The sequence below is a fragment of the Pedococcus sp. P2_E4 genome (assembly GCF_056403935.1).
On the sequence record NZ_JBFUEO010000004.1, the window covers coordinates 45,665 to 64,303 of the forward strand.

The window sequence follows — 18,639 nt, forward strand, 5'->3', positions numbered from 1 at the left end:
GAGCTGAAACCCAATCCGAGCAGTGCGTCATGTCGCCGCTCGTGGACTGAGTCAGTTGGGCAGTTGAAGCAACGCAGCGACACCCTCAAGTACGGCCGTCAGCCCGGAGTCGAACTCCTTGCCGTAGTCGTAGCCCGGCTTGAGGACGTGCTCGACGGTCATCTCGAAGAGGTATGGGAACTCGGAGGCGGGAAAGGTGTCCATGATGGCCCCAGTCATGGCAGCCAGTTCCGACTCGTCTCGGAATGGCAGGTTGACCTCTTGGAGCACGAAGCCGTGCACGTAGCTGTCGACCACGGAGACTGCGTGGGCCGCCTGGGGGACCGAGAAGCCACCTTCGCGGAAGCACCTGATCCCCGCCTCCAGGAGTCCTAGGGTGGCTGGCCCTGGGCTCGTCCTCGAGGCCATCAAGCTCACAGCCCAGGGGTGGCGGCGTAGCCGTGCGCGGGTGTTGTGGGCCCGCTCGCTGATCGCCGCCCGCCAGTCCGTGGTCGGCAGGGGGCGGTCGATCTCGGCGGCAACGAGCTCTACCAACCCGTCCAAGAAGATCTCGTCTTGCCGGAGAGTTGTGGAGCGTTTCAAGGTTTCACGCAGGCGATTGATGAATGCGGGCGGCCTTCCCGTACGCCAGGCCTTCGCCAAGTCTCCTGGCATCACTTCGTCTGTGAGCTTCAGGGCCAGCGCTTCTCACTGAGAAGGCCGCCGCGCAGACGGCAACGACTCCTGCGTTCAGTTCGTCGTCTAGGGCGATGGAGTCGCGAGACGAGTCCTCGCTCTGACCCACGCGAGCCCTCGCTTCGGACGCCAAGTCCGCTTGCTGACGGGCGATGCGTCCCCACACGAGCCAGAACTCGGTGCTCATCAAGAATCTCGAAGCTCATCGATGCATTTGTTCCCGTCGTCACAAAGCGCGGCAACGCGGTTCACAACCTCAGCACGCTGGAACCGCCGGTGCCACACCCAGTAGCCGGGAACTCAACGCGGGCCATGGTTGAGTTCGGGGCAGAGGCCGCCGACGAGGCGGTGGCCGCCATGGCGGCCATTTACGGTGCGCTGCTAAATGGCGTTAAGCCGGCCGCACAACCTTGGGTGAGCCAACAGAGTCTCGGCCTCGCGACACTCGCCGGCATCCCGTGAAGGCGATAGGCGGTGCTTGCCTCCTACGCGAGCACCAGCGCATCCTTCCGTGGCTGGCCCTGAGAACTTCAGGCAGAGACTAAGGGAGTGACGGATAGCCAGCCGTACGTAACCTGTGGGACCTTCATTTGGGTAAAGGCTCCCATCGGAGGTCAGGGTGGCAGGTGCTGGAGGCGACGACGCCCTTCCCGAGCCTCGCCTGCCGCGCGAGCCAGCGCGCGATAGTCGCACGCCTCCATACATCGCTGATGCCGAACGACTTGGTGTCCCTCTGTCCGTCCCGGATCCCTCGGTGCGCGTGCGGGAGCTACGTCAAAACCTCGATGTCGTAAAAGTCGAGACAACCCATGACAAGCTAGTGGGACATCTGCAGAGCTTCGAGCGCGGCATCGCGCGTCGGTACGCAGCGCGACTTGCCTTTGTCGAATCACTTGGCCTCTTCGGGGTCGCTCTGGCCCTCTTGTTGCCCCTATTTACAGCTAGCTTTCAACAATTCGGTCCATTCACCCCCGAAGCCCTGAAAGGGATGTGCGGCACAGGGGCGGCAGTCTTCACGATATGGAGCGTTCGTCGGCTGTGGATGGGGGCAAGGCTGTCCCGTGTACAGCCTGGCGCGGCCGATCACGGTGGTGTGGCTGCCACTGCCCATGCGATCGAAGCCACGCGGGACTTTCCGTCGTCGTCGTGAGCGACCTCACTTGGCGGGACGTCATTCCGCCGCTTAGGGCGTAGCTGCAAAGAGGTCAATCTCCCGGTTCGTGGCTAGCCTCCATCCGATGATCCACAGCTACCAGCGGCGCCTGGGCGCTGCGTTCGAGCTGGGTCACGACATGGGCCGCAGGGATGCGATTCGGGAGGCGAACGGCCGCGGCCCGAACGGTGGCAAGCCGGTGTTCCTCGATCGGGAACAGTCTGCCTAGTCTCTCGACGTCAAGACAGTACCCCCGCGTGGTCCATGAGCGGGGGTGTTGCTCTGACGTTCAGGCAAGGCGCCCACGTCTTGCCCCCGGACCCGTCCGGCGCGGGGACCTCTACCCACGCTCAGCGCGTCCTCTCCCAGCGTCACCGGCAATCCGCGCAATGGTGGATACCCGCGGCGGCCGAACGGTGGCAAGATGTCTGGGCGCGCCCCTTCCCCATTCCCCCGTGGGTCTGAGGGGGCGCGTTCACATCGAAACGGCGGTGCCCCCACTCCTCCGGAGAGTGGGGGCACCGTTTCGGTCGACGTCGCCAGACGTCCCCTGATGTCGGACGTCGCCCGGATGACTGCGTCCCCGAGAGCCACGCTGCTGGACCCGGACGCTCGCCATCGAGTGTGGCGTGTGCGGGTCCGGGCAGGCGCCAAGCGCGATGCTACTCGCGACGATCGCGTTAGTCATGCCCCCAACTGAATGTGACGTTGACCAGATGCGAGGCGAGATCCCCCCGAGCCACCACGACGGAGGGTTCCTCGGCCAGCGCGTCTTCGRTGGCCAGACCCAACTCCACGAGGCGGATGCGCGCTTCCGTGATGAGCCGGGCGTGAGCTGCGGGGTCGTGGACGGCCACGAGGGGCACGGTGACGGTGGTCGCGACACGCATGGGGCGACTTTCTGCCTGGTGGCGTTCTCAGGGCGCGCCTTGGCCCTTCCGCGAGTGTTGTTGCGGGCGCGAACCCCTGCTACCTGAACAGCGTGGCGCTCCGCGGTGGCCTTGCCTATGACCCATCAGGGCCCCCGCCTCGACCAAGCTCGTGCGGCCACGCCGGCCAGCATCGAAGTCCACTCGGTCCCACAACCGGTTCAGATCCCGCAGCGGGGCATAGCTAGTCACGATCACCCACGCAGCCCTCCCGTGACGAGACTGTGCAGTTCTTCAGAATCTCGGAGCGGACGGTGCCGTCCACGGCGTTGCCTTCACGGTCGGCGTCGGCCGGCCGGTACAGGGACAGCAGGATGTCGGCGGTGTCCTCGATGACACCCGAGTCGCGGGCGTCAGTGATGGAAACGGGCGTTCCCCCGGCGGCGGTGCGGCCAGCCTGGTGAGGCACGATGCCGGCGACACCGGACGCCTTCAGCTCCTCCTTCAAGGAGATGACCGCCTTGGACACCCGCTCGTATGGCGAGCCACCCCGCACGCTGTTGGCGTAGTAGCCGAGGTAGTCGACCATCGCCAGGTGCGGGCGCTCCCCCGTCTCCTCCTCGAACTCGTCCACCAGCCGGGTCAGGTCGCCCTCGACCATGCGCTGGTCCACGATCCGCAGCCGCGACAGCATGGTGGTGATGTCGTCGTCGGTGGCCAGCGGGTTCCAGAACTGGGCGACGCGGCGCAGCCGGTTGTACACCTCGGGGGCCGTCATCTCCAGGGTCACCAGCAGCGTCGGGTGCTGCCGGTTGTTGTAGGCGATGTTGACTAGAAAGGGCCGTTGTAGGCGAGGATATGGTCACGCCCAACCACGTAGCCGCGATCCGCTGCTGCCACGCTGAGACAGCGAATCTGCCTGTGGCCAAGCGGCTCCACAGCCACCACCGCCCGTCGCGGTTGCGTGACCCTACGCGGCACCCCCCGACGCTTCGCACAACTGTGAAATGGCTCGATAGCCGCCGGCAGCATCAGGTCCATGACCCCCTCAGGGCGTCGACCCGACCGGGTATACCACCGCGCGCTGGCCGTTCCGCCCAGACTCGTCACCAGTTCCCTCACGTCACGCGCCAACGCTTCGCTGGAAGTGAAGTACTGCACCGACGCCCGGCGTGGCCCTCGACTTGCGCCGTCCCCGTCCATCAGTCCCTGCAGCAGCGCAACACGTTGCCCGACACTGCCGCGGAGGTATGTCGGCGGGATGAACTTTTCGGCGCTGTGCACGTCAAGCCCTAACCGCCGAACAGCTCCGATGACTCCAAGAACCGCGCCCCTGGCGCACACCTCCCCGGGAGCGCTGGGCCGCCAAGCAGGCATCGCATAGTGCCGACGGACTCGCGCGGCAACGTCCTGGTCTGGTGTCGTCAGGATGGCGCTGTTCGTCGTGAGGCCACCATTGGCAATGAGCGCGCCCAGGGTGTAGGGCTCCACCGGCAACAGCCGCTCGCTGTGCTGGAGTGGCTCTGCCATCGGGATTGTGAACCGCCAACCGCGCGAACGACCGTCCGCATGCGTTGGAGCCTGCAGGTTGGTCGACAGCAGTTCGGCCGTGGTGAGCGTCAGCCCTCGCCAGTCGGCATACTTGCCACTCCGTTGACGCAGACCCCAAGGGTGGGCACCGTCCACCACCGAACTGGACCCGTCACTGAAGCGAACGCGGAAGGTCGGCAGAAGGCCTTGTTCACGGGCGTCGGTCACGACGATGGCGCGCCCATTGCTGCCGAACACCTCGTCCCCGACATGCAGTTCACCCCACTTGCGCCATCCCTGAGGCGTGGGGACGTCCTCATCCGGGGCGTGCCCATGGCTGACCGGCACCGCCGAGGCGGCCGGTGATATCGAGTCGGCGATCTCGTGAGCAACCGTTGCGCGCCGAGCGAGGTCGTTGTCCCGTTCATTCGGGCCGCCGGTCTGATCTTGCTGGCAAGTCATTTTCTGCATGGGCTGTCATCGGCACGCGGACAGAGAAACGAGCACGAGGGACTCGTCCTGACATCGCGTGTGACGGGCGATCCGTTCGTATGCCGCCACACGCCATCACGTCAGGTGCCGCCCCTGGAGCTCAGCCACCATCCGCTTTCCCGTCAGGGAACCGAGGAGCCCCTGGACCGACGAGGTCCGCCACTGGTTGCTGCCGCGGGCAGTCGGAACACCGTCCGCCGTCAATCCCTCCGCGATCTGCCGCAGCGTCGCCCCGGATGCGCGTTCGTGTGCGACCCGAGCTATCACCCATTCTGGAACCACCCGAGGGCGTCCGAGGTGCACGCCCTCAAGCCGGCGTTGGGCCATGCCCTCACGCGTTCGAGCCGCAATGAGATCCCTTTCGTACTCCGCAGCGGCAGCCAACACGTGTGCGGTGAACTTTCCCGCCGCATCCTCGCTATCCATGCCCGGCGAGAGGAGGACTACTCGCCAGCGTCTCTGGCGTGCCCTGGCGAGCAAACCGGCGAAGTCCAAAACCGAACGTGACAATCGGTCCAGGCGTACCGCCATCAGGACATCAGCTTGCCCGGCGTCCAGACGCTCCAACGCCGCAAGGAGGCCGGGCCGCTTCAGGTTCTTTGCGCTGAGTCCCTCGTCCACGACGACATCGACATCCCAACCGCGACTACGCCCTTCGTTGAGGAGTGCATTCCGCTGGGCCTCGAGACTCGCCCCGTCCGTGGCTTGAGTGCCAGTCGAGACTCGCACGTATGCCAAGGCCAAAGGCCGCCGTATGCCGCCAGATTGCTGAGCCATGCCGACCTCTGACGTCCCAGAACCGAACCCTTTGCGTAAGCGCAGCTTGCAATTCCCCTCAAACGTCCGTTTTCAGGCGTTTTCTGGAGTCCACGCCCTCATCGTGAGCACACAGTGGAGGCTAAGTTGATGGCGGTCACGGGAAGGACGGCCTGAGCGACAATCGGCCTCACACAGCGAGCCGCGTCCACAGCTCGCCGAGGACGATGAGGCCCATCGTCAACACTGCGACATGCGTCCAGAACTTGGCGCGCAGACCAGGGTCGCCCTCACGGATATGGACGGCAAGAGGACAGCGTTCCGAGCCGTCGCATCCAGGCCGACACCAGATCGCGTGCTTGTGGCCGTACCAGTCGATGACGTTGAAGAAGCACTTGGCCCTCCATGCCAGACAGGTAAGGGATGCGGGCAGAACGGTGTAGAGGAGCAGTAGGAGCAGGCGCAGGGTCATAAGTTCCTTCAATGAACACGCGGGTGCATTGACGGCCGCGATAGGTGGGCTTCATCGACTCTCTTCGACTACGGACTATGTGCCGCCGCAGACACAGTCACTGCCCCTCCGTCGTGTACCAAAGACGGGGTCAGTGCAAGTCTCATACGGACGGCCGAAATGCTGGCGGCCAGAACGGCCCTCGGCGGTTTGCAGTCACACACCGAAGCGGGTCAGGAGTACCCCCATGAAGAGGAGTCCGAGCACGATAAGGGCGACCTCGATATGAAGCCGGCGGTGCCGCTTCCGCTCGCCAAGGATATATTTCGCCGCCGCGGGGCAGTCGGCGGGATCGTCACATTCGTGCCAGTCGTGGAACTTCTCGGGCAACCGTCCGACTGGCTCGAGTCCGTCGTAGATGCAGAAGGCCTCCCAAATCAGCCACGTCAAGGAGACGGAGAGTAGTGGGAGCAAGAGCAGGGTCATGGCTTTCCTTCGATGATGGAGGCTGGTGGGTAACGCAGTTGCGGAGGGTCCGGATCTTCGGAGCCGTTAGCCGACATTCGCCGCCCCACAGGGGGCATAGTCGGGCACACGAAAGATCACCCGTCGCGAACGCCGTCGAATAGCTTCCGAGGCCACCCGGTAGAGAGACAAGGTCAGAGGTGCGCGTGCATGTTGACCACTTCCGGTCGGGGCATGGGAAAGGCGACGACCGGAACGTCCGCGCAGAGGACACACCTCGTGGACGAATCGATCGCCGCCTACATCTCTCGGACCTGCCGGAGAACGGCCCCTAGCTCGGCTCGTGCCGCAGCTTCGAGTGGTCTGTCGCCAGACCTATGCAGTTGGTCCCACACCGTGGTGGGCTGACGTGGGAACACTAGGGCAAAGGTCCGAGCGTGACAAGTGAATCCCAAATATGCACTGCCGCATAGGAATCCGGTCGCCCAGCGACCAGAGCCTCCGTGCCGGGCCTTCGTCATCTGGGCAGCCGGCAGGGATGGCGAGGATCAGTGACAGGTGGGCGCGCCGTCGCGACCTAGAGCGGTTGCCCCCTTGGCGAGCGTTGCAGCCGTCGGCCGACAGGACCGTCGCCGAATCCACACACGGGAGGGTGCGGGCAAGCGTCGTTGGGTGGACCGCAGGACCGTGAGGCGGGCATCCCATTGCCCACCCCTTCGAGTTGGGCAACACCTCGACGTTGTCTCCGCGACATCCGGCGTACTCCGGTAACACATTGCCCACCGGGCGGCCGAGGGCTCCCTCACATGCGTGGAACCAACGTCTCGATCAGAAGTCGGCGTGAGAACGCTCGTTTTCATCCCACCCCTACTGCTAGCCCGACGGTCAGCCCGCGAGCATCCCCAGGCGGTATGTCATCACAGCCCAGCAGCGGAGTTCTGCAGGGACTTTCGGAGGGTTACCGTGCCTCTTCGCGGGAACACCGGCAGACGAACGGTCATATCGCGGTCCCGCCACCCCATGCCGCATTCGGATGCCTCAGCACGTGATCTTTACAGCTTCGCCGCGCACCTGCCGCCATGCCACAGTGTCCCTACCCCTGCTGGCTCCCCGGGTAGCAGCCTCAGCGCGGGCGGACATCGTCCAAATTCCCATGGCTGACGCGCGCGCGAGCAGGTCTTCGTCTGGCGAAACGACCGTTGCCAGCCCTAGTTACTGCAGTTATGCAGGATGGCTCTAGTACTAGTGAATGCAGTGCGTCTCGGACCTTCGGTCCTCCTCGACGCCCCTCGCTCCGCTCGGGATTCGCCTTCGGCTAGTTGGCTGCCGCAGATGCAGTTCAAGTACTAGTTTCAAGTATAACAACCTTACCTGACATCGCGTTCACAGCGGGGCAAAGCCGGGCAGACACGCCGAACGATCTCGCCGATGGTCTACGGGCTGCTCGTACCGCTAGCATTTTCTCCAGTCACTTCGGCAGGAGATAAACGTGGGGATGCACAGGACGGACGAGGGACGGGCGACGCGGGAGCGGCTGCTCGACTACCTGCGCCAGCAGCAGGCGGAGAAGGGCTACCTGCCTCCCATCGCGGAGATGGGCAGGGCGATGGGCATGGCGCGCAACGGGGTGAAGTGGCACCTGAACATCCTGCGCGAGGAGGGCAAGATCGACTACGACCAGGCCAACATGTCCCGCTCGATGAAGCTGAAGCGGGTGCGCTCGTGAGCCGCCGGGTCTACCGCCAGATCGTGGACGAGGTGTGCCCGTTCACCGGGCTGAACCGCATTCGCATGGAGCGGCTGATGTCCTCCGGCGAGGGCTGGCTCAACGGCCACCCGGTCAGCAAGGACCATCGGTTCTACCTGGACGGGTCCGAGGTTGTCGTCATGACCGCAGGCGACGTGACGATGCACCAGCAGCGCTGGGAGGCCGTCCCGGCCCGTACGCAGGACGTCCTGGACTTCGGCAGGCTGGAGATGGCTGCCAGCGCCCTGACCCGCCAGATGGCCGCGTTCGACCGGGACAACCCGCCTGCGGCGGAGCAGGTGGCGCTGTGGCTGCAGGGGTGGGCGAACCTGCAGGCGTGGCGCAAGGAGGCCGAGTCCCGCTTCACGGCGGCGGACGGGCAGATCGACACCGTGCGCATCCTCGTGAGGTCATTCATCACCGGATCCTGAGGAACGCGCCCGCCAGTTGCAGGATCCGATATCGAAGGCCATCCATGGTGTCGACACGCTGCCGAGCGAGGTGGTGGGGCATCGGGTCGTGCCAGTGGCGCATGAAGCATCCCTCCCCCAAGCACAGTCAAAGCGGGACGAGGCGTGAAAACGTTCGTTTGCATCCGGACTTTCCGGTGTGGCTCCCGGTCGGCCCGCAGCGCCTGGGCATCTGACCCGTCACCAAGGGCGAGGCTGCGGTTCCGGGAACAGCTGTCGCCATTTCGGCGACAGTCCCAGGAGCGGGCCGCAAGCGGACGTTCCTGCGGCGCAAGCCGCCCGGGTTCCGCTAACGGAACCGTATGGCGCGCGAGAGCCGGCACGCGGACGGCCTCGTAGCCTGACGCGGTTTCCCGCGCGGAACGGCCGAGGGCATCGCATGACCACCACCCTTCGCACAGACCCCACTCCCCTGAACGCACCCAAAGGGACCGCGCGAAAGCATGGGTCGCACGCCGACGGCCGCGGCTCAGCATTCCACCGCGCCAGCGCCCACCTCTTCGCTGAAATCCTTCGTGTGATGGAGGCGGTTGATGACCCCCGTCGCCATATGTCGCGGACAGACCATGCCTTCGGCGAGTGGCACTGCCACCGGTGCCACGTACGCCACACGCTGTGGGGGCTCGCGGGTCGCCTGAGCCGGGCTGGCCGGGTGGCGCAGCGCTCCGAGGAGTCGCATCTCCACGGTGGACCGTCCATTACCGCTCCCCTGGCCACGACAGCTCCGGCAGCAGACTCAGCTGCGGCCTCGCTCGGGGCCGCGTCGTCGTTGCGCACGCGTGAGCAAGTCGTCGCACGCGGCAGGGAGGATCACCTCACGGTGATGCTCCTGTGCCCCTCGGTCACTTGGCCTCTCGCCGTACACCCCTCGCCGTGTGGATCCCTGGGTCACGATGCTTGAGCAGGCTCCGGATGTGGAGGCCGGGTCGCACTTCACGGGCTTCTCCAGCGAGGAGCTCGCAGAGCTGACAGGCAACAGTCACGCCTGGGTCCTCCACCTGTGCCGGACGGGGGAGATCGCGCACCATCGGTTCGGCGACCGGATCTGGTTCACTGCGGGAGACCTGGACTCCATCGCCAAGCAGGCCGCGTCTCCACGCCGGGGGTCGCGCCGGAACTCTCGCCGAGGCTGGCTGCGGTGACACGACCGTTCAGTCCCCCAAGCACGGAGGTTCAAGTCATCGCCGGGCCAGAGGACGATCGACGACAGGCCCTTCATGCCCCAAGCACCACGTCGGCGTTGGCGCGCCGAGAGCACGCAGTGAGCGCCTCTGCATCAGTCCCCCGGCTGTACACGATCGCCGAGGTGGCCGAGCGCACGGCGATGAGCGAGTACTGGCTGCGGGAGCAGTGCCGGGAGGGCAAGCTGGCGCACCACCGGCTGGGCAGGTGCTACCGGTTCGCCGAGACGGACCTGGTGCTGCTCCTGGCGGCCACTAGGGTGCAGCCCCGGGAGCGTGAGCTCACGCCCACCCGGCACCGGCGCTCCTGACGACCGGCAGTGAGCCCCACCCGTTTCGGCGGTGTGGGGCTCGCTGCCGCTCAGATCGCCTCGTCGTCTCGGACGACCCGCAGCCGTGGCCGGCCGGGGTCGAGGATCGGGATGCGGTCGAGTGAGCTGCGCATCTGCTCGTCCATCTCCGGCAGCAGGTGGGCGTAGCGGGCGTCGGTGGTGGTGATGCTGGCGTGCCCCAAGCGGCGGGACACGGCATACATCGAGTTGCCCTCGGCCAGCATCAGCGAGGCGTGAGAGTGCCGCAGGTCGTGCACCCGCGGCCGCTGGGTCAGTCCGGCGGACACCGCACGCTCGACCGCCGGGTTCCACTGGCGCAGGTGGAACGTGCCGTTCCGGATACGACCGCCCTCGGTGTTGAGGAACAGCAGCGCGGGCTGCCCGGGCCTGCGCGCCTGGTGCCTTGCCGCCTGCGCGAGGGGTGTCACCATTTCGGCGACGGTGTCGTTGAGGGTGACGGTGCGGGCCGCCCGCGTGGTCTTCGGCGGCCCCAGGTAGACGCCCAGGCTGGGGGAGTACTTCCACGCGCGGTCCACGCGGATGGTGCGGTGCGTCGCGTCGAAGTGCTCCGGTCCCAAGGCGGTGGCCTCGCCGAACCGCAGCCCGGTGGCGTAAAGGAAGGTCACGAACGGGCGGTAGTGCTCGCTGAGCTGCCCGCTCAGTAGGGCGAACTCCTCCGGGGTCAAGCACGTCATCTCGTGCACCGGGGTTCTGGGCACGCCGCGAAGCAGCCCGCTGAAGGGGTTGCGGTCCGCCAGGCCGTCGCGGACGGCGTCGTTCATCGCTCCGGAGACGTGGCCGTGCACGTTGTGTACCGTCTTGGCGGACACCGGCTGGGCGGCGAGCTTGCCGGTCCCCCCGCGGGGGACGGTGCGCAGGTGGTTGACCCACAGCCCGGCGTCTTCGCGGGTGATAGCCCGGATGGACCGCTCGGCGAGCCATGCGGGCACGTGGGTGGCGAAGTCACGGCGCATGTCGTGCTTGCTGCGCTCGTTCGCGCTGGTCCGGGCGGCCACGGCGCGCTCGAACCACTCGGCGAGGGTCGGCGCGGCAGACGCGCAGCCGGTCCGGGGCTCGTGTGGCCCGGGCGCGCGGCGGTCGGTGTCGAACCCGTGCCCGGGCACCCATCCAGCGGGGTAGCGCTCCCCCGCAGCCTGCACCAGGCCTTGGAACCGCCGGGCCTGCCCCCGGTCGGCGAACGTCTCCGCCCGGGCGGCCCCGCCCTGACGCCACCGCACCTGCCAACGCTCGTTGCGCTGTCGAATACTTGCCATCGCCGAACCCGCCTTCCGTCCGCCAGACGGTCGGCATGAGCGGCATGAAACGAACCCCCGGCGGGGTGCCCCCGCTGGGCGGGCCACCCCCGGCGTGGACAGGGCGTGGACATCGTCCACATCCCGGCTCGTTTCCGCAGGTCAGTCGGTGCGCAAGGCGGGACTTGAACCCGCACACCCGAAGGCACAGCATCCTAAGTGCTGCGCGTCTGCCAATTCCGCCACTTGCGCGTGGTCGCCAACTCTAACGCGACCCGTCAGCCGAGGAGGTCGCGCAGGTGCGGGACCATGGCTCGGAAGGCCTTGCCCCGGTGGGAGATCCCGTTCTTCTCGTCGGGGCTGAGCTCGGCGGCGTGGCGGGTGTCGCCCTCGACGACCAGCACCGGGTCGTAGCCGAAACCGTTGGTGCCCTTGGGCTCGCGAGCCAACGCACCCGGCATACGACCCTCGGTGGCCCGCACGGTGCCGTCGGGCAGCGCCAGGACCGCGGCGCACACGAACGCGGCAGCCCGGTGCTCGTCCTTGACGTCGGCGAGCTGCGCGAGCAGCAGGTCGAGGTTGGCCTGGTCGTCACCGTGCCGCCCGGACCAGCGCGCCGAGAAGATGCCCGGCGCACCCCCGAGCACGTCGACGGCGAGCCCGGAGTCGTCGGCGAGCGACGGGAGCCCGGTGTGGGCGGCGAGCGCCACGGCCTTGAGCCGGGCGTTCCCCTCGAAGGTCACCTCGTCCTCGACGACGTCGGGCGCACCCTCGAACTCCGAGGCACCCACGATCTCGAGGCCGAGCTCGTCGCACACGTCGGCGAGGATCGCGCGGAGCTCGCCGACCTTGTGGTCGTTGCGGGTGGCGAGGACGACCCGGGTCACAGCACGCGCTCGCGGGGCGTGGTGGCGAGCGCCTCCTGCTGCTTGCGGGTCAGGTCGGCACAGCCGACGGTCGCCTTGTCGAGCAGCCGGTTCAGCATCTCGCGGTCGAACGGCTCACCCTCGGCGGTGCCCTGCACCTCGACGAACCGGCCGTCCCCGGTCATGACGACGTTCATGTCGGTCTCGGCGGTGGAGTCCTCGGGGTAGTCGAGGTCGATGACCGCTTCGCCCTTGACGATGCCGACGGAGACGGCCGCGATGGATCCCGTGAGCGGCTGGGCGTTCTTGGCGATGAGCCCCTTGGCCCGGGCGTCCTCGATGGCGTCGACGAGGGCCACGTAGGCACCGGTGATCGAGGCCGTCCGGGTGCCGCCGTCGGCCTGCAGCACGTCGCAGTCCAGGACGATGGTGTTCTCGCCCAGCGCCTTGGTGTCGATGATGGCCCGCAGGCTGCGCCCGATGAGGCGGCTGATCTCGTGGGTGCGGCCGCCGACCTTGCCCTTGCGCGACTCGCGGTCGGACCGGGTGTTGGTCGAGCGCGGCAGCATCTCGTACTCCGACGTCACCCAGCCGGTGCCCTTGCCCTTCAGCCAGCGCGGGACGCCCTCGGTGAACGACGCCGCCACCAGGACCCGGGTGCGGCCGAACTCGACGAGCACGCTGCCCTCGGCGTGGTCGAGCCAGTTGCGCGTGATGCGCACCTCGCGGGTCTGGTCGGGGGTGCGTCCGTCGTGGCGCGTGGTCGGGGTCGTCGTCGGGGTCGTCGTCGGGGTCGTCTCAGTCACGCGGCAAGGCTAACGGGGCCGTGCCCGGCGTCGGTGGCCCGGCCTAGGCTGGGCCCATGGCTGAGACCCCGCGCATCGGTGCCCACGTCGAGTCCTCCGACCCGGTCGCCGCCGCCCAGGAGCGCGGCGCCGGGCTGAGCCAGTTCTTCCTCGGCAACCCGCAGGGCTACAAGGGACCCGAGTACGAGTTCGAGGGTGGGCCCGAGGCGCTGCGAGCCGCAGCCGAGGCCGCGGACGTCGACCTCTACATCCACGCGCCCTACCTCATCAACGTCGCGTCGACCAACAACCGGATCCGCATCCCGAGCCGCAAGCTGCTCCAGCAGTTCATCGACGCCGGTGCCGCGATCGGCGCCAAGGGGCTGATCGTCCACGGCGGTCACGTCGACAGGGCCGACGACGTCGACAAGGGCTTCGACAACTGGCGCAAGGCGATCGAGGCCACCGAGCTCAAGATCCCGCTGCTCCTCGAGAACACCGCCGGCGGTGACAACGCGATGGCGCGCACCCTCGAGCGGATCGCGCGCACCTGGGAGGCCATCCAGGCGGCCCCGGGCGCCGACAACGTCGGCTTCTGCCTCGACACGTGCCACGCGCACGCGGGCGGCATCCCCCTCGCCACCGCCGTCGACGACCTGCGCGCCATCACCGGTCGCATCGACCTCGTGCACTGCAACGACAGCCGCGACGAGTTCGACTCCGGGGCCGACCGGCACACCAACCTCGGCGAGGGGCTCATCGACCCCGACGAGCTGGCCGGTGCCGTGCGCGCCGCGGGCGCACCGGTGGTCATCGAGACGCGCGGTGGCCTCGACGGGCAGCGCACCGACCTCGACTGGCTGCGCGAGCGCCTCTAGAGCGCGGGGTGCGTCGCGAGGAACCGCCGGATCTCCTCGCGAGGGTTCACCCGCAGCTCCGGACCGTGCGTGAAGGCTGCCGTCGTGTAGTCGAGCTCAGCCAGCCGGTGCGCCGTCTGGGTCGTGAGCCGAAAGCTCGTGCAGAACGCCTTGATCGGCCAGCGCAGTCCGCGGACGTTGAAGATCGAGTCACCGGTGATGAGCACCCCCGAGGAGCGGTGCAGGTATGCCGCGTGGCCCGGTGAGTGCCCCGGCGTGTGGATGACCTCGAGGCCTCCCGCGACCGGCACCACCTGTCCATCCGTGAAGGTCTCCCCCACCTCCAGCGGCTCGAAGTCCTTGCGCCCGCCACCCATCCGGTTGGCCAGCCGCCCCAGTCGCAGGGTGTCGTCCCGCGGCGGCGAGAAGCCGGTGCGCGCGGCCTCGGCGTCGCCCTCGTGGATCCCGAACGAGCGGCCCGTCTCGCGAGCCACGTGCGCAGCACCACCCGCGTGGTCGGGGTGGGCGTGGGTCAGCATGAGGCGGGTGACGTCGCTGGGGCCGGACCCGATCGACTCGAGGGCAGCCAGGACCTTGGCGCCGGAGCGCTTCACCCCCATGTCGACGAGCGTCACCTGGCCGTCGTCGTCGCGGAACATGAAGCCGTTGACGAAGTCGCCGACCAGCGGGATACGCCACACGCCCTGAGCCAGGGGAACCGCTGCAGGCTTTGCCATGCCCCGAGCCTAGGGGTTCACCGCGGCGGAGCAGGGGGTTCCCCGGGTCGTCTCAGACCTCGTAGGTCTTGCCCTGGACGGCGACGTCGAGTGGGCCGGTCCACACCGACGCGGCCTGCGCCCGGCACTGCTCGCGGTCGTTCCACGGCGGGATGTGCGTAAGCATCAGCCGCCGCACTCCCCCGGCGTCGAGCGCCGCCTGGGCGGCCCGGCTGCCGCTCAGGTGGATGCCCGGGGTGGTGTCGCGCCCGTCGACGAACGCGCTGTCGACGAGGGCGAGGTTTGCCCCCTTGAGCAGAGGGGTCAGGGCGTCGCAGCTGTCCGTGTCACCGGTGTAGGCCAGGACGGCCCCATCGGCCTCGACCCGGAAGCCGTAGGCCTCGACGGGGTGGTTGACCCGGTAGGCCGTGACCGTGAGCGGCCCGACCCGGGTCCGCTTGCCGTCGCCCAGCTCGTGGACCGCGAACTCGTTGGTCATCCCGTGGCGCTCCAGTCCGTGGTACATCAGCGCGAACCGGTCCTCGGCGCCGGACGGCGCGTGGATCGGCAGCTGTCCGGGGACAGGGCCGGAGGGCCGGTACTTGCGGGTGACGTACAGCCCGCACACGTCGACGCAGTGGTCGGGGTGCAGGTGGCTGATGAACACCGCGTCGAGGTCGGCCAGGTCGACGTGGCCCTGCAGCGGCCCGAGCGCGCCGTTGCCCAGGTCGAGCACGACCGACCAGGTGCGCTCGCCGTCGTCGGCCTGCACGAGGTAGGACGACGCGGGCGAGTCGGGGCCGGCGAACGAGCCCGAGCAGCCGATGACGGTGACCCTCACGGTGCCACCACCGCCGCCGTGCGCACGGTCGAGTAGCCGTAGACGTCGGCCACCTCAGGGCCGAGGAAGCGTCGAGCGAGGTGGCGGAACTCATCCGCGTCCCCGGTGGTGGTGAAGCCGTGGCTCGGCGGCGGGAGGTGCGCCGGCCGCAGCGCGTCCTGGTCGGCCAGCACGCGGTAGACGTCCTTGGCGGTCTCGTCGGCGCTCGACACGAGCGTCACGCCGTCGCCCATGACGTAGGAGATCGCACCGGTGAGCAGGGGGTAGTGCGTGCAGCCGAGGACGAGGGTGTCGACCTCGTGGTCGACCAGCGGCTGCAGGTAGCCGCGGGCCACCTCGATGACCTCGGCGCCGCTGGTCACCCCCGACTCGACGAGCTCGACGAAGCGGGGGCACGGCACGCTCGTCACGTCGATGTGGGGGGCGGCCGCGAAGGCGTCGACGTAGGCCCCGGACTGGTGGGTGCCGCGGGTCGAGATGACCCCGACCCGCTGGTTGCCGGTGGCCCGGGCGGCGCGACGCACGGCGGGCCGGATCACCTCGACCACGGGGACGTCGTAGCGTTCGCGGGCGTCGTGCAGGACTGCGGCGCTGGCCGTGTTGCAGGCGATCACGAGCACCTTGACCCCGTGGTCGACGAGCCGGTCCAGGCACTCGAGGGCGAGCTCGCGCGTCTGGGCGATGGGGCGCGGGCCGTACGGCGCGCGGGCGGTGTCGCCGAAGTAGGCGATGGACTCGTGCGGCAGCTGGTCGAGCACGGCGCGTGCGACGGTGAGCCCGCCGTAGCCCGAGTCGAAGATCCCGATGGGTGCATCCGCCACGGGGTCAAGGCTAGGGGGCGCGGCCGCACCACACGGCATACCCACCCCGTCTCGTGCGTCACAGTCGGCTCAGGGCGTCAACGCGTGGGCGAGCGTCTCCTGCAGCCAGGTGAGGAAGTCGTAGACCGCCAGGGCGTAGACGGCCGGGTCGTCGTCCTCGAGCCCGGACACCTGCTCCTCGAGCAGGTCGAAGTCCTCGTCCTGCGTGAGCCCGAGTCGTTCGCCGAGCACCAGCCGGACGTCGGTGAGGGCGATGAGCAGGGCGAGTGCCTGCGGCTGCTCCAGGCTGACCTTGTGGTCCTCGAGGCTGGCGAGCGCCGCGATCGCAGTGCGCAGGTTGCCGGCCTTGCGGGCGCGCAGGCCGTCCTCGGTCAGTCGCCGGAACTCGGCCGCGACCTGCTCGTCCTGACGGTTCGCCGTGGGGAAGATGCGGTCCAGCGCGGGGTCGCGCGGCTCCGGCGCCCCGCCGGACAGCTCGGGCACCTGGTCGGCCGCAGACAGCGACACCCCCATGCCGATGCCCCCGAGGCCGGCCACGATCTGGTCGAACTCGTCACCGTCACCCGCGCCGCCGTCGTCGCCATCGCCCTCGCCGCCGTTCGGCCCGAGGGCGGCGTCGTCCGGCTCGACGAGCTCGAGGACCTGCTCCATGAGCCCGACCACGAGCCCCCGCTCGACGGCATCGAGCTTGGCGACGTAGTGGCCGTGCGACCGCTTGAACCCGCGGGCCATCAGCTGTCCTTCTGGAAGGTCGCCCACAGGCCGTAGCCCTGCAGGGCCTCGGTGTCGGTCTCCATGCGCTCACGGGTACCGGTGGACACGACGGCCCGGCCCTTGACGTGGACGTCCATCATCAGCCGCTCCGCCTTGGCCTTGGAGTACCCGAAGTAGCTCTGGAACACGAACGTCACGTAGCTCATGAGGTTGACCGGGTCGTTCCACACCAGCGTGATCCAGGGGACGTCGACCTCGGCCAGCTCGTCGGTGGAGGTGACCTCCTGCTCGACGGGAGCAAGGGACAGGTCGATCGGCACGGGACCACCTTAGGCTGCCGTCGTGACCCCGCGAACACCGAGCACACCCAGCACGGCACTGCTCACCGACCACTACGAGCTCACGATGCTGGAGGCTGCCCTGCGCAGTGGCGCGGCGTCACGGCGGTGCGTGTTCGAGGTGTTCGCCCGGCGGCTGCCGGACGGTCGGCGGTATGGCGTGCTGGCCGGCACGGGTCGGCTGCTCGAGGCGATCGAGCGCTTCCGCTTCGGCGACGCCGAGCTCGCCCGGCTGCGTGGCGTGCTCGACGACCAGACCGTGGCCTTCCTCGCGGACTACCGCTTCCAGGGCGACATCTGGGGGTATGCCGAGGGCGAGTGCTACTTCCCCGGCTCACCGGTGCTGGTGGTCGAGTCGGACTTCGCGCACGGCGTCGTCCTCGAGACGCTCGTGCTGTCGATCCTCAACCACGACAGCGCCATCGCGGCCGCGGCGTCGCGGATGACCTCGGCGGCGGGCGACCGGCCCTGCATCGAGATGGGCTCCCGGYGCACGCACGAGGAGGCCGCCGTCGCGGCGGCCCGCGCGGCCTACATCGCGGGGTTCGCCACCACGTCGAACCTCGAGGCGGGCCGCCGGCACGGGGTCCCGACCGCCGGCACGGCCGCGCATGCGTTCACCATGCTGCACGACGACGAGCGCACGGCGTTCGCGGCCCAGATCGCGGCCCTGGGACGCGGCACCACGCTGCTGGTCGACACCTACGACGTCCCGACCGCCGTGGCCCTCGCCGTCGAGCTGGCCGGCCCGGAGCTGGGCGGGGTACGGCTCGACTCCGGCGACCTGCTCGTACAGGCCCGTGAGGTGCGTGAGCAGCTCGACCGGCTCGGCGCGACGCAGACCCAGATCGTCGTGACCTCGGACCTCGACGAGCACGCCATCGCCGCCCTGGCAGCCGGTCCCGTGGACCGCTACGGCGTGGGGACGGCCCTGGTCACCGGGTCGGGGGCGCCGACGGCGGGCATGGTCTACAAGCTGGTCGCCAGGGCCGACAGCTCGGGCGAGCTGGTGGGAGTCGCGAAGCGGAGCAAGGACAAGGCCTCCGTGGCCGGGCGCAAGTACGCCCTGCGGCGGCGCAGCTCGCGGGGAGTCGCCGAGGCCGAGATGGTCGGCATCGGCGTCCCGCCCGTCGACGACGGCGACGACCGGGAGCTGCTGGTGCCGCTCGTGGAGGGCGGACGGGTCGTCTCGGGCTGGACGCTGGACGACGCTCGCGCACGCCACCGGACCTCCCGCGCCGAGCTCCCCGCCGCGGCCCTGAGGCTGCAGCGGGGCGAGCCGGCCATCCCCACCCTGTACGAGGACTGAGGACGCGCGGCGGGGACC

The 18,639-nt window shown here is 68.6% G+C and carries 22 protein-coding genes and 1 tRNA gene; 7 read left to right on the forward strand and 16 right to left on the reverse strand.

The features are described 5' to 3' along the window. Positions 1-51: 51 nt before the first annotated feature. The gene (locus AC1DV7_RS03450) at positions 52-654 is read right to left on the reverse strand and encodes a TetR/AcrR family transcriptional regulator C-terminal domain-containing protein (RefSeq protein ID WP_477594617.1); all 603 of its coding nucleotides are present in this window, start codon (positions 652-654) and stop codon (positions 52-54) included. Positions 655-1,913: 1,259 nt separating this feature from the next. Here AC1DV7_RS03450 and AC1DV7_RS03455 point away from each other — a divergent pair. After that, positions 1,914-2,057: a hypothetical protein gene (locus AC1DV7_RS03455; protein WP_477594619.1), complete on the forward strand. Its 144-nt coding sequence runs from the start codon at positions 1,914-1,916 to the stop codon at positions 2,055-2,057. Positions 2,058-2,508: 451 nt separating this feature from the next. Here AC1DV7_RS03455 and AC1DV7_RS03460 read toward each other — a convergent pair whose 3' ends face one another. The 6 genes from AC1DV7_RS03460 to AC1DV7_RS03485 all read right to left on the reverse strand — a co-directional run bounded on the left by AC1DV7_RS03460 (position 2,509) and on the right by AC1DV7_RS03485 (position 6,412). Next, positions 2,509-2,718, reverse strand: coding sequence for a hypothetical protein (locus AC1DV7_RS03460; RefSeq protein WP_477594621.1), 210 nt, complete (start codon positions 2,716-2,718; stop codon positions 2,509-2,511). Positions 2,719-2,941: 223 nt separating this feature from the next. Next, positions 2,942-3,487 (reverse strand): hypothetical protein, encoded by a 546-nt coding sequence (locus AC1DV7_RS03465; RefSeq protein ID WP_477594623.1) that lies wholly within the window; start codon positions 3,485-3,487, stop codon positions 2,942-2,944. A gap of 41 nt (positions 3,488-3,528) precedes the next feature. Continuing rightward, the gene (locus AC1DV7_RS03470) at positions 3,529-4,698 is read right to left on the reverse strand and encodes an LAGLIDADG family homing endonuclease (protein ID WP_477594625.1); all 1,170 of its coding nucleotides are present in this window, start codon (positions 4,696-4,698) and stop codon (positions 3,529-3,531) included. Positions 4,699-4,794: 96 nt separating this feature from the next. After that, positions 4,795-5,496 (reverse strand): recombinase family protein, encoded by a 702-nt coding sequence (locus tag AC1DV7_RS03475; RefSeq protein WP_477594627.1) that lies wholly within the window; start codon positions 5,494-5,496, stop codon positions 4,795-4,797. Between the two features lie 169 nt (positions 5,497-5,665). Then, positions 5,666-5,947: a hypothetical protein gene (locus AC1DV7_RS03480; RefSeq protein WP_477594629.1), complete on the reverse strand. Its 282-nt coding sequence runs from the start codon at positions 5,945-5,947 to the stop codon at positions 5,666-5,668. Between the two features lie 195 nt (positions 5,948-6,142). Beyond that, positions 6,143-6,412 (reverse strand): hypothetical protein, encoded by a 270-nt coding sequence (locus AC1DV7_RS03485; protein ID WP_477594631.1) that lies wholly within the window; start codon positions 6,410-6,412, stop codon positions 6,143-6,145. 1,474 nt (positions 6,413-7,886) lie between these two features. Between AC1DV7_RS03485 and AC1DV7_RS03490 the strand changes: the two genes are divergently transcribed. The 4 genes from AC1DV7_RS03490 to AC1DV7_RS03505 all read left to right on the forward strand — a co-directional run bounded on the left by AC1DV7_RS03490 (position 7,887) and on the right by AC1DV7_RS03505 (position 10,100). After that, positions 7,887-8,117 (forward strand): LexA family protein, encoded by a 231-nt coding sequence (locus AC1DV7_RS03490; protein WP_477594826.1) that lies wholly within the window; start codon positions 7,887-7,889, stop codon positions 8,115-8,117. Beyond that, positions 8,114-8,569: a hypothetical protein gene (locus AC1DV7_RS03495; RefSeq protein WP_477594633.1), complete on the forward strand. Its 456-nt coding sequence runs from the start codon at positions 8,114-8,116 to the stop codon at positions 8,567-8,569. Before AC1DV7_RS03490 ends, AC1DV7_RS03495 begins: the two co-directional genes overlap by 4 nt. Before the next feature lie 932 nt (positions 8,570-9,501). After that, the gene (locus AC1DV7_RS03500; RefSeq protein ID WP_477594634.1) at positions 9,502-9,750 is read left to right on the forward strand and encodes a helix-turn-helix domain-containing protein; all 249 of its coding nucleotides are present in this window, start codon (positions 9,502-9,504) and stop codon (positions 9,748-9,750) included. Positions 9,751-9,869: 119 nt separating this feature from the next. Further along, complete coding sequence (locus AC1DV7_RS03505; protein ID WP_477594636.1) at positions 9,870-10,100, forward strand: helix-turn-helix domain-containing protein; 231 nt, start codon at positions 9,870-9,872, stop codon at positions 10,098-10,100. A 50-nt stretch (positions 10,101-10,150) separates the two neighbouring features. On the opposite strand, the gene AC1DV7_RS03510 is transcribed toward AC1DV7_RS03505, so the two are convergent. From AC1DV7_RS03510 to rph, 4 genes are all read right to left on the reverse strand, one after another. Continuing rightward, positions 10,151-11,395, reverse strand: a complete 1,245-nt coding sequence (locus AC1DV7_RS03510; RefSeq protein ID WP_477594638.1) for a tyrosine-type recombinase/integrase — start codon at positions 11,393-11,395, stop codon at positions 10,151-10,153. Between the two features lie 149 nt (positions 11,396-11,544). Then, positions 11,545-11,626, reverse strand: a tRNA-Leu gene (locus AC1DV7_RS03515). A gap of 26 nt (positions 11,627-11,652) precedes the next feature. Then, positions 11,653-12,261 carry an RdgB/HAM1 family non-canonical purine NTP pyrophosphatase gene (gene rdgB, locus AC1DV7_RS03520; protein ID WP_477594639.1) on the reverse strand — a complete coding sequence of 203 codons (609 nt, stop codon included), beginning with the start codon at positions 12,259-12,261 and terminating at the stop codon, positions 11,653-11,655. Then, the gene (gene rph, locus AC1DV7_RS03525) at positions 12,258-13,046 is read right to left on the reverse strand and encodes a ribonuclease PH (protein ID WP_477594641.1); all 789 of its coding nucleotides are present in this window, start codon (positions 13,044-13,046) and stop codon (positions 12,258-12,260) included. The genes rdgB and rph overlap by 4 nt, the downstream gene beginning before the upstream one ends. 56 nt (positions 13,047-13,102) lie before the next feature. Here rph and AC1DV7_RS03530 point away from each other — a divergent pair, with 56 nt between their 5' ends. Beyond that, positions 13,103-13,903: a deoxyribonuclease IV gene (locus AC1DV7_RS03530; RefSeq protein ID WP_477594643.1), complete on the forward strand. Its 801-nt coding sequence runs from the start codon at positions 13,103-13,105 to the stop codon at positions 13,901-13,903. On the opposite strand, the gene AC1DV7_RS03535 is transcribed toward AC1DV7_RS03530, so the two are convergent. From AC1DV7_RS03535 to clpS, 5 genes are all read right to left on the reverse strand, one after another. Further along, entirely contained in the window at positions 13,900-14,619 is a 720-nt protein-coding gene (locus AC1DV7_RS03535; protein ID WP_477594645.1) for an MBL fold metallo-hydrolase, read from the reverse strand. The two genes, AC1DV7_RS03530 and AC1DV7_RS03535, sit on opposite strands and share 4 nt — an antisense overlap. A 52-nt stretch (positions 14,620-14,671) precedes the next feature. Next, positions 14,672-15,439, reverse strand: coding sequence for an MBL fold metallo-hydrolase (locus AC1DV7_RS03540; protein WP_477594646.1), 768 nt, complete (start codon positions 15,437-15,439; stop codon positions 14,672-14,674). Next, positions 15,436-16,260, reverse strand: a complete 825-nt coding sequence (murI, locus tag AC1DV7_RS03545; protein ID WP_477594648.1) for a glutamate racemase — start codon at positions 16,258-16,260, stop codon at positions 15,436-15,438. Before murI ends, AC1DV7_RS03540 begins: the two co-directional genes overlap by 4 nt. A gap of 69 nt (positions 16,261-16,329) precedes the next feature. Beyond that, on the reverse strand, positions 16,330-16,992 hold the full coding sequence (locus tag AC1DV7_RS03550; protein WP_477594650.1) for a DUF2017 domain-containing protein: 663 nt from the start codon (positions 16,990-16,992) through the stop codon (positions 16,330-16,332). Next, positions 16,992-17,282, reverse strand: coding sequence for an ATP-dependent Clp protease adapter ClpS (gene clpS / locus AC1DV7_RS03555; protein WP_477594828.1), 291 nt, complete (start codon positions 17,280-17,282; stop codon positions 16,992-16,994). Before clpS ends, AC1DV7_RS03550 begins: the two co-directional genes overlap by 1 nt. Positions 17,283-17,316: 34 nt before the next feature. On the opposite strand from clpS, the gene AC1DV7_RS03560 reads away from it, so the two are divergent. Next, complete coding sequence (locus tag AC1DV7_RS03560; protein WP_477594652.1) at positions 17,317-18,621, forward strand: nicotinate phosphoribosyltransferase; 1,305 nt, start codon at positions 17,317-17,319, stop codon at positions 18,619-18,621. The last annotated feature ends 18 nt before the right edge of the window (positions 18,622-18,639 follow it).

Excerpts from the sequence above, each read along its gene's own strand:
- AC1DV7_RS03510 (WP_477594638.1), bottom strand. The coding sequence starts at position 11,395 with ATGGCAAGTATTCGACAGCGCAACGAGCGTTGGCAGGTGCGGTGGCGT.
- AC1DV7_RS03470 (WP_477594625.1), bottom strand. The coding sequence starts at position 4,698 with ATGCAGAAAATGACTTGCCAGCAAGATCAGACCGGCGGCCCGAATGAA.
- AC1DV7_RS03475 (WP_477594627.1), bottom strand. The coding sequence starts at position 5,496 with ATGGCTCAGCAATCTGGCGGCATACGGCGGCCTTTGGCCTTGGCATAC.
- AC1DV7_RS03485 (WP_477594631.1), bottom strand. The coding sequence starts at position 6,412 with ATGACCCTGCTCTTGCTCCCACTACTCTCCGTCTCCTTGACGTGGCTG.
- AC1DV7_RS03535 (WP_477594645.1), bottom strand. The coding sequence starts at position 14,619 with ATGGCAAAGCCTGCAGCGGTTCCCCTGGCTCAGGGCGTGTGGCGTATC.
- AC1DV7_RS03455 (WP_477594619.1), top strand. The coding sequence starts at position 1,914 with ATGATCCACAGCTACCAGCGGCGCCTGGGCGCTGCGTTCGAGCTGGGT.
- AC1DV7_RS03500 (WP_477594634.1), top strand. The coding sequence starts at position 9,502 with ATGCTTGAGCAGGCTCCGGATGTGGAGGCCGGGTCGCACTTCACGGGC.
- AC1DV7_RS03450 (WP_477594617.1), bottom strand. The coding sequence starts at position 654 with ATGCCAGGAGACTTGGCGAAGGCCTGGCGTACGGGAAGGCCGCCCGCA.
- AC1DV7_RS03550 (WP_477594650.1), bottom strand. The coding sequence starts at position 16,992 with ATGGCCCGCGGGTTCAAGCGGTCGCACGGCCACTACGTCGCCAAGCTC.
- AC1DV7_RS03530 (WP_477594643.1), top strand. The coding sequence starts at position 13,103 with ATGGCTGAGACCCCGCGCATCGGTGCCCACGTCGAGTCCTCCGACCCG.
- AC1DV7_RS03490 (WP_477594826.1), top strand. The coding sequence starts at position 7,887 with ATGCACAGGACGGACGAGGGACGGGCGACGCGGGAGCGGCTGCTCGAC.
- AC1DV7_RS03480 (WP_477594629.1), bottom strand. The coding sequence starts at position 5,947 with ATGACCCTGCGCCTGCTCCTACTGCTCCTCTACACCGTTCTGCCCGCA.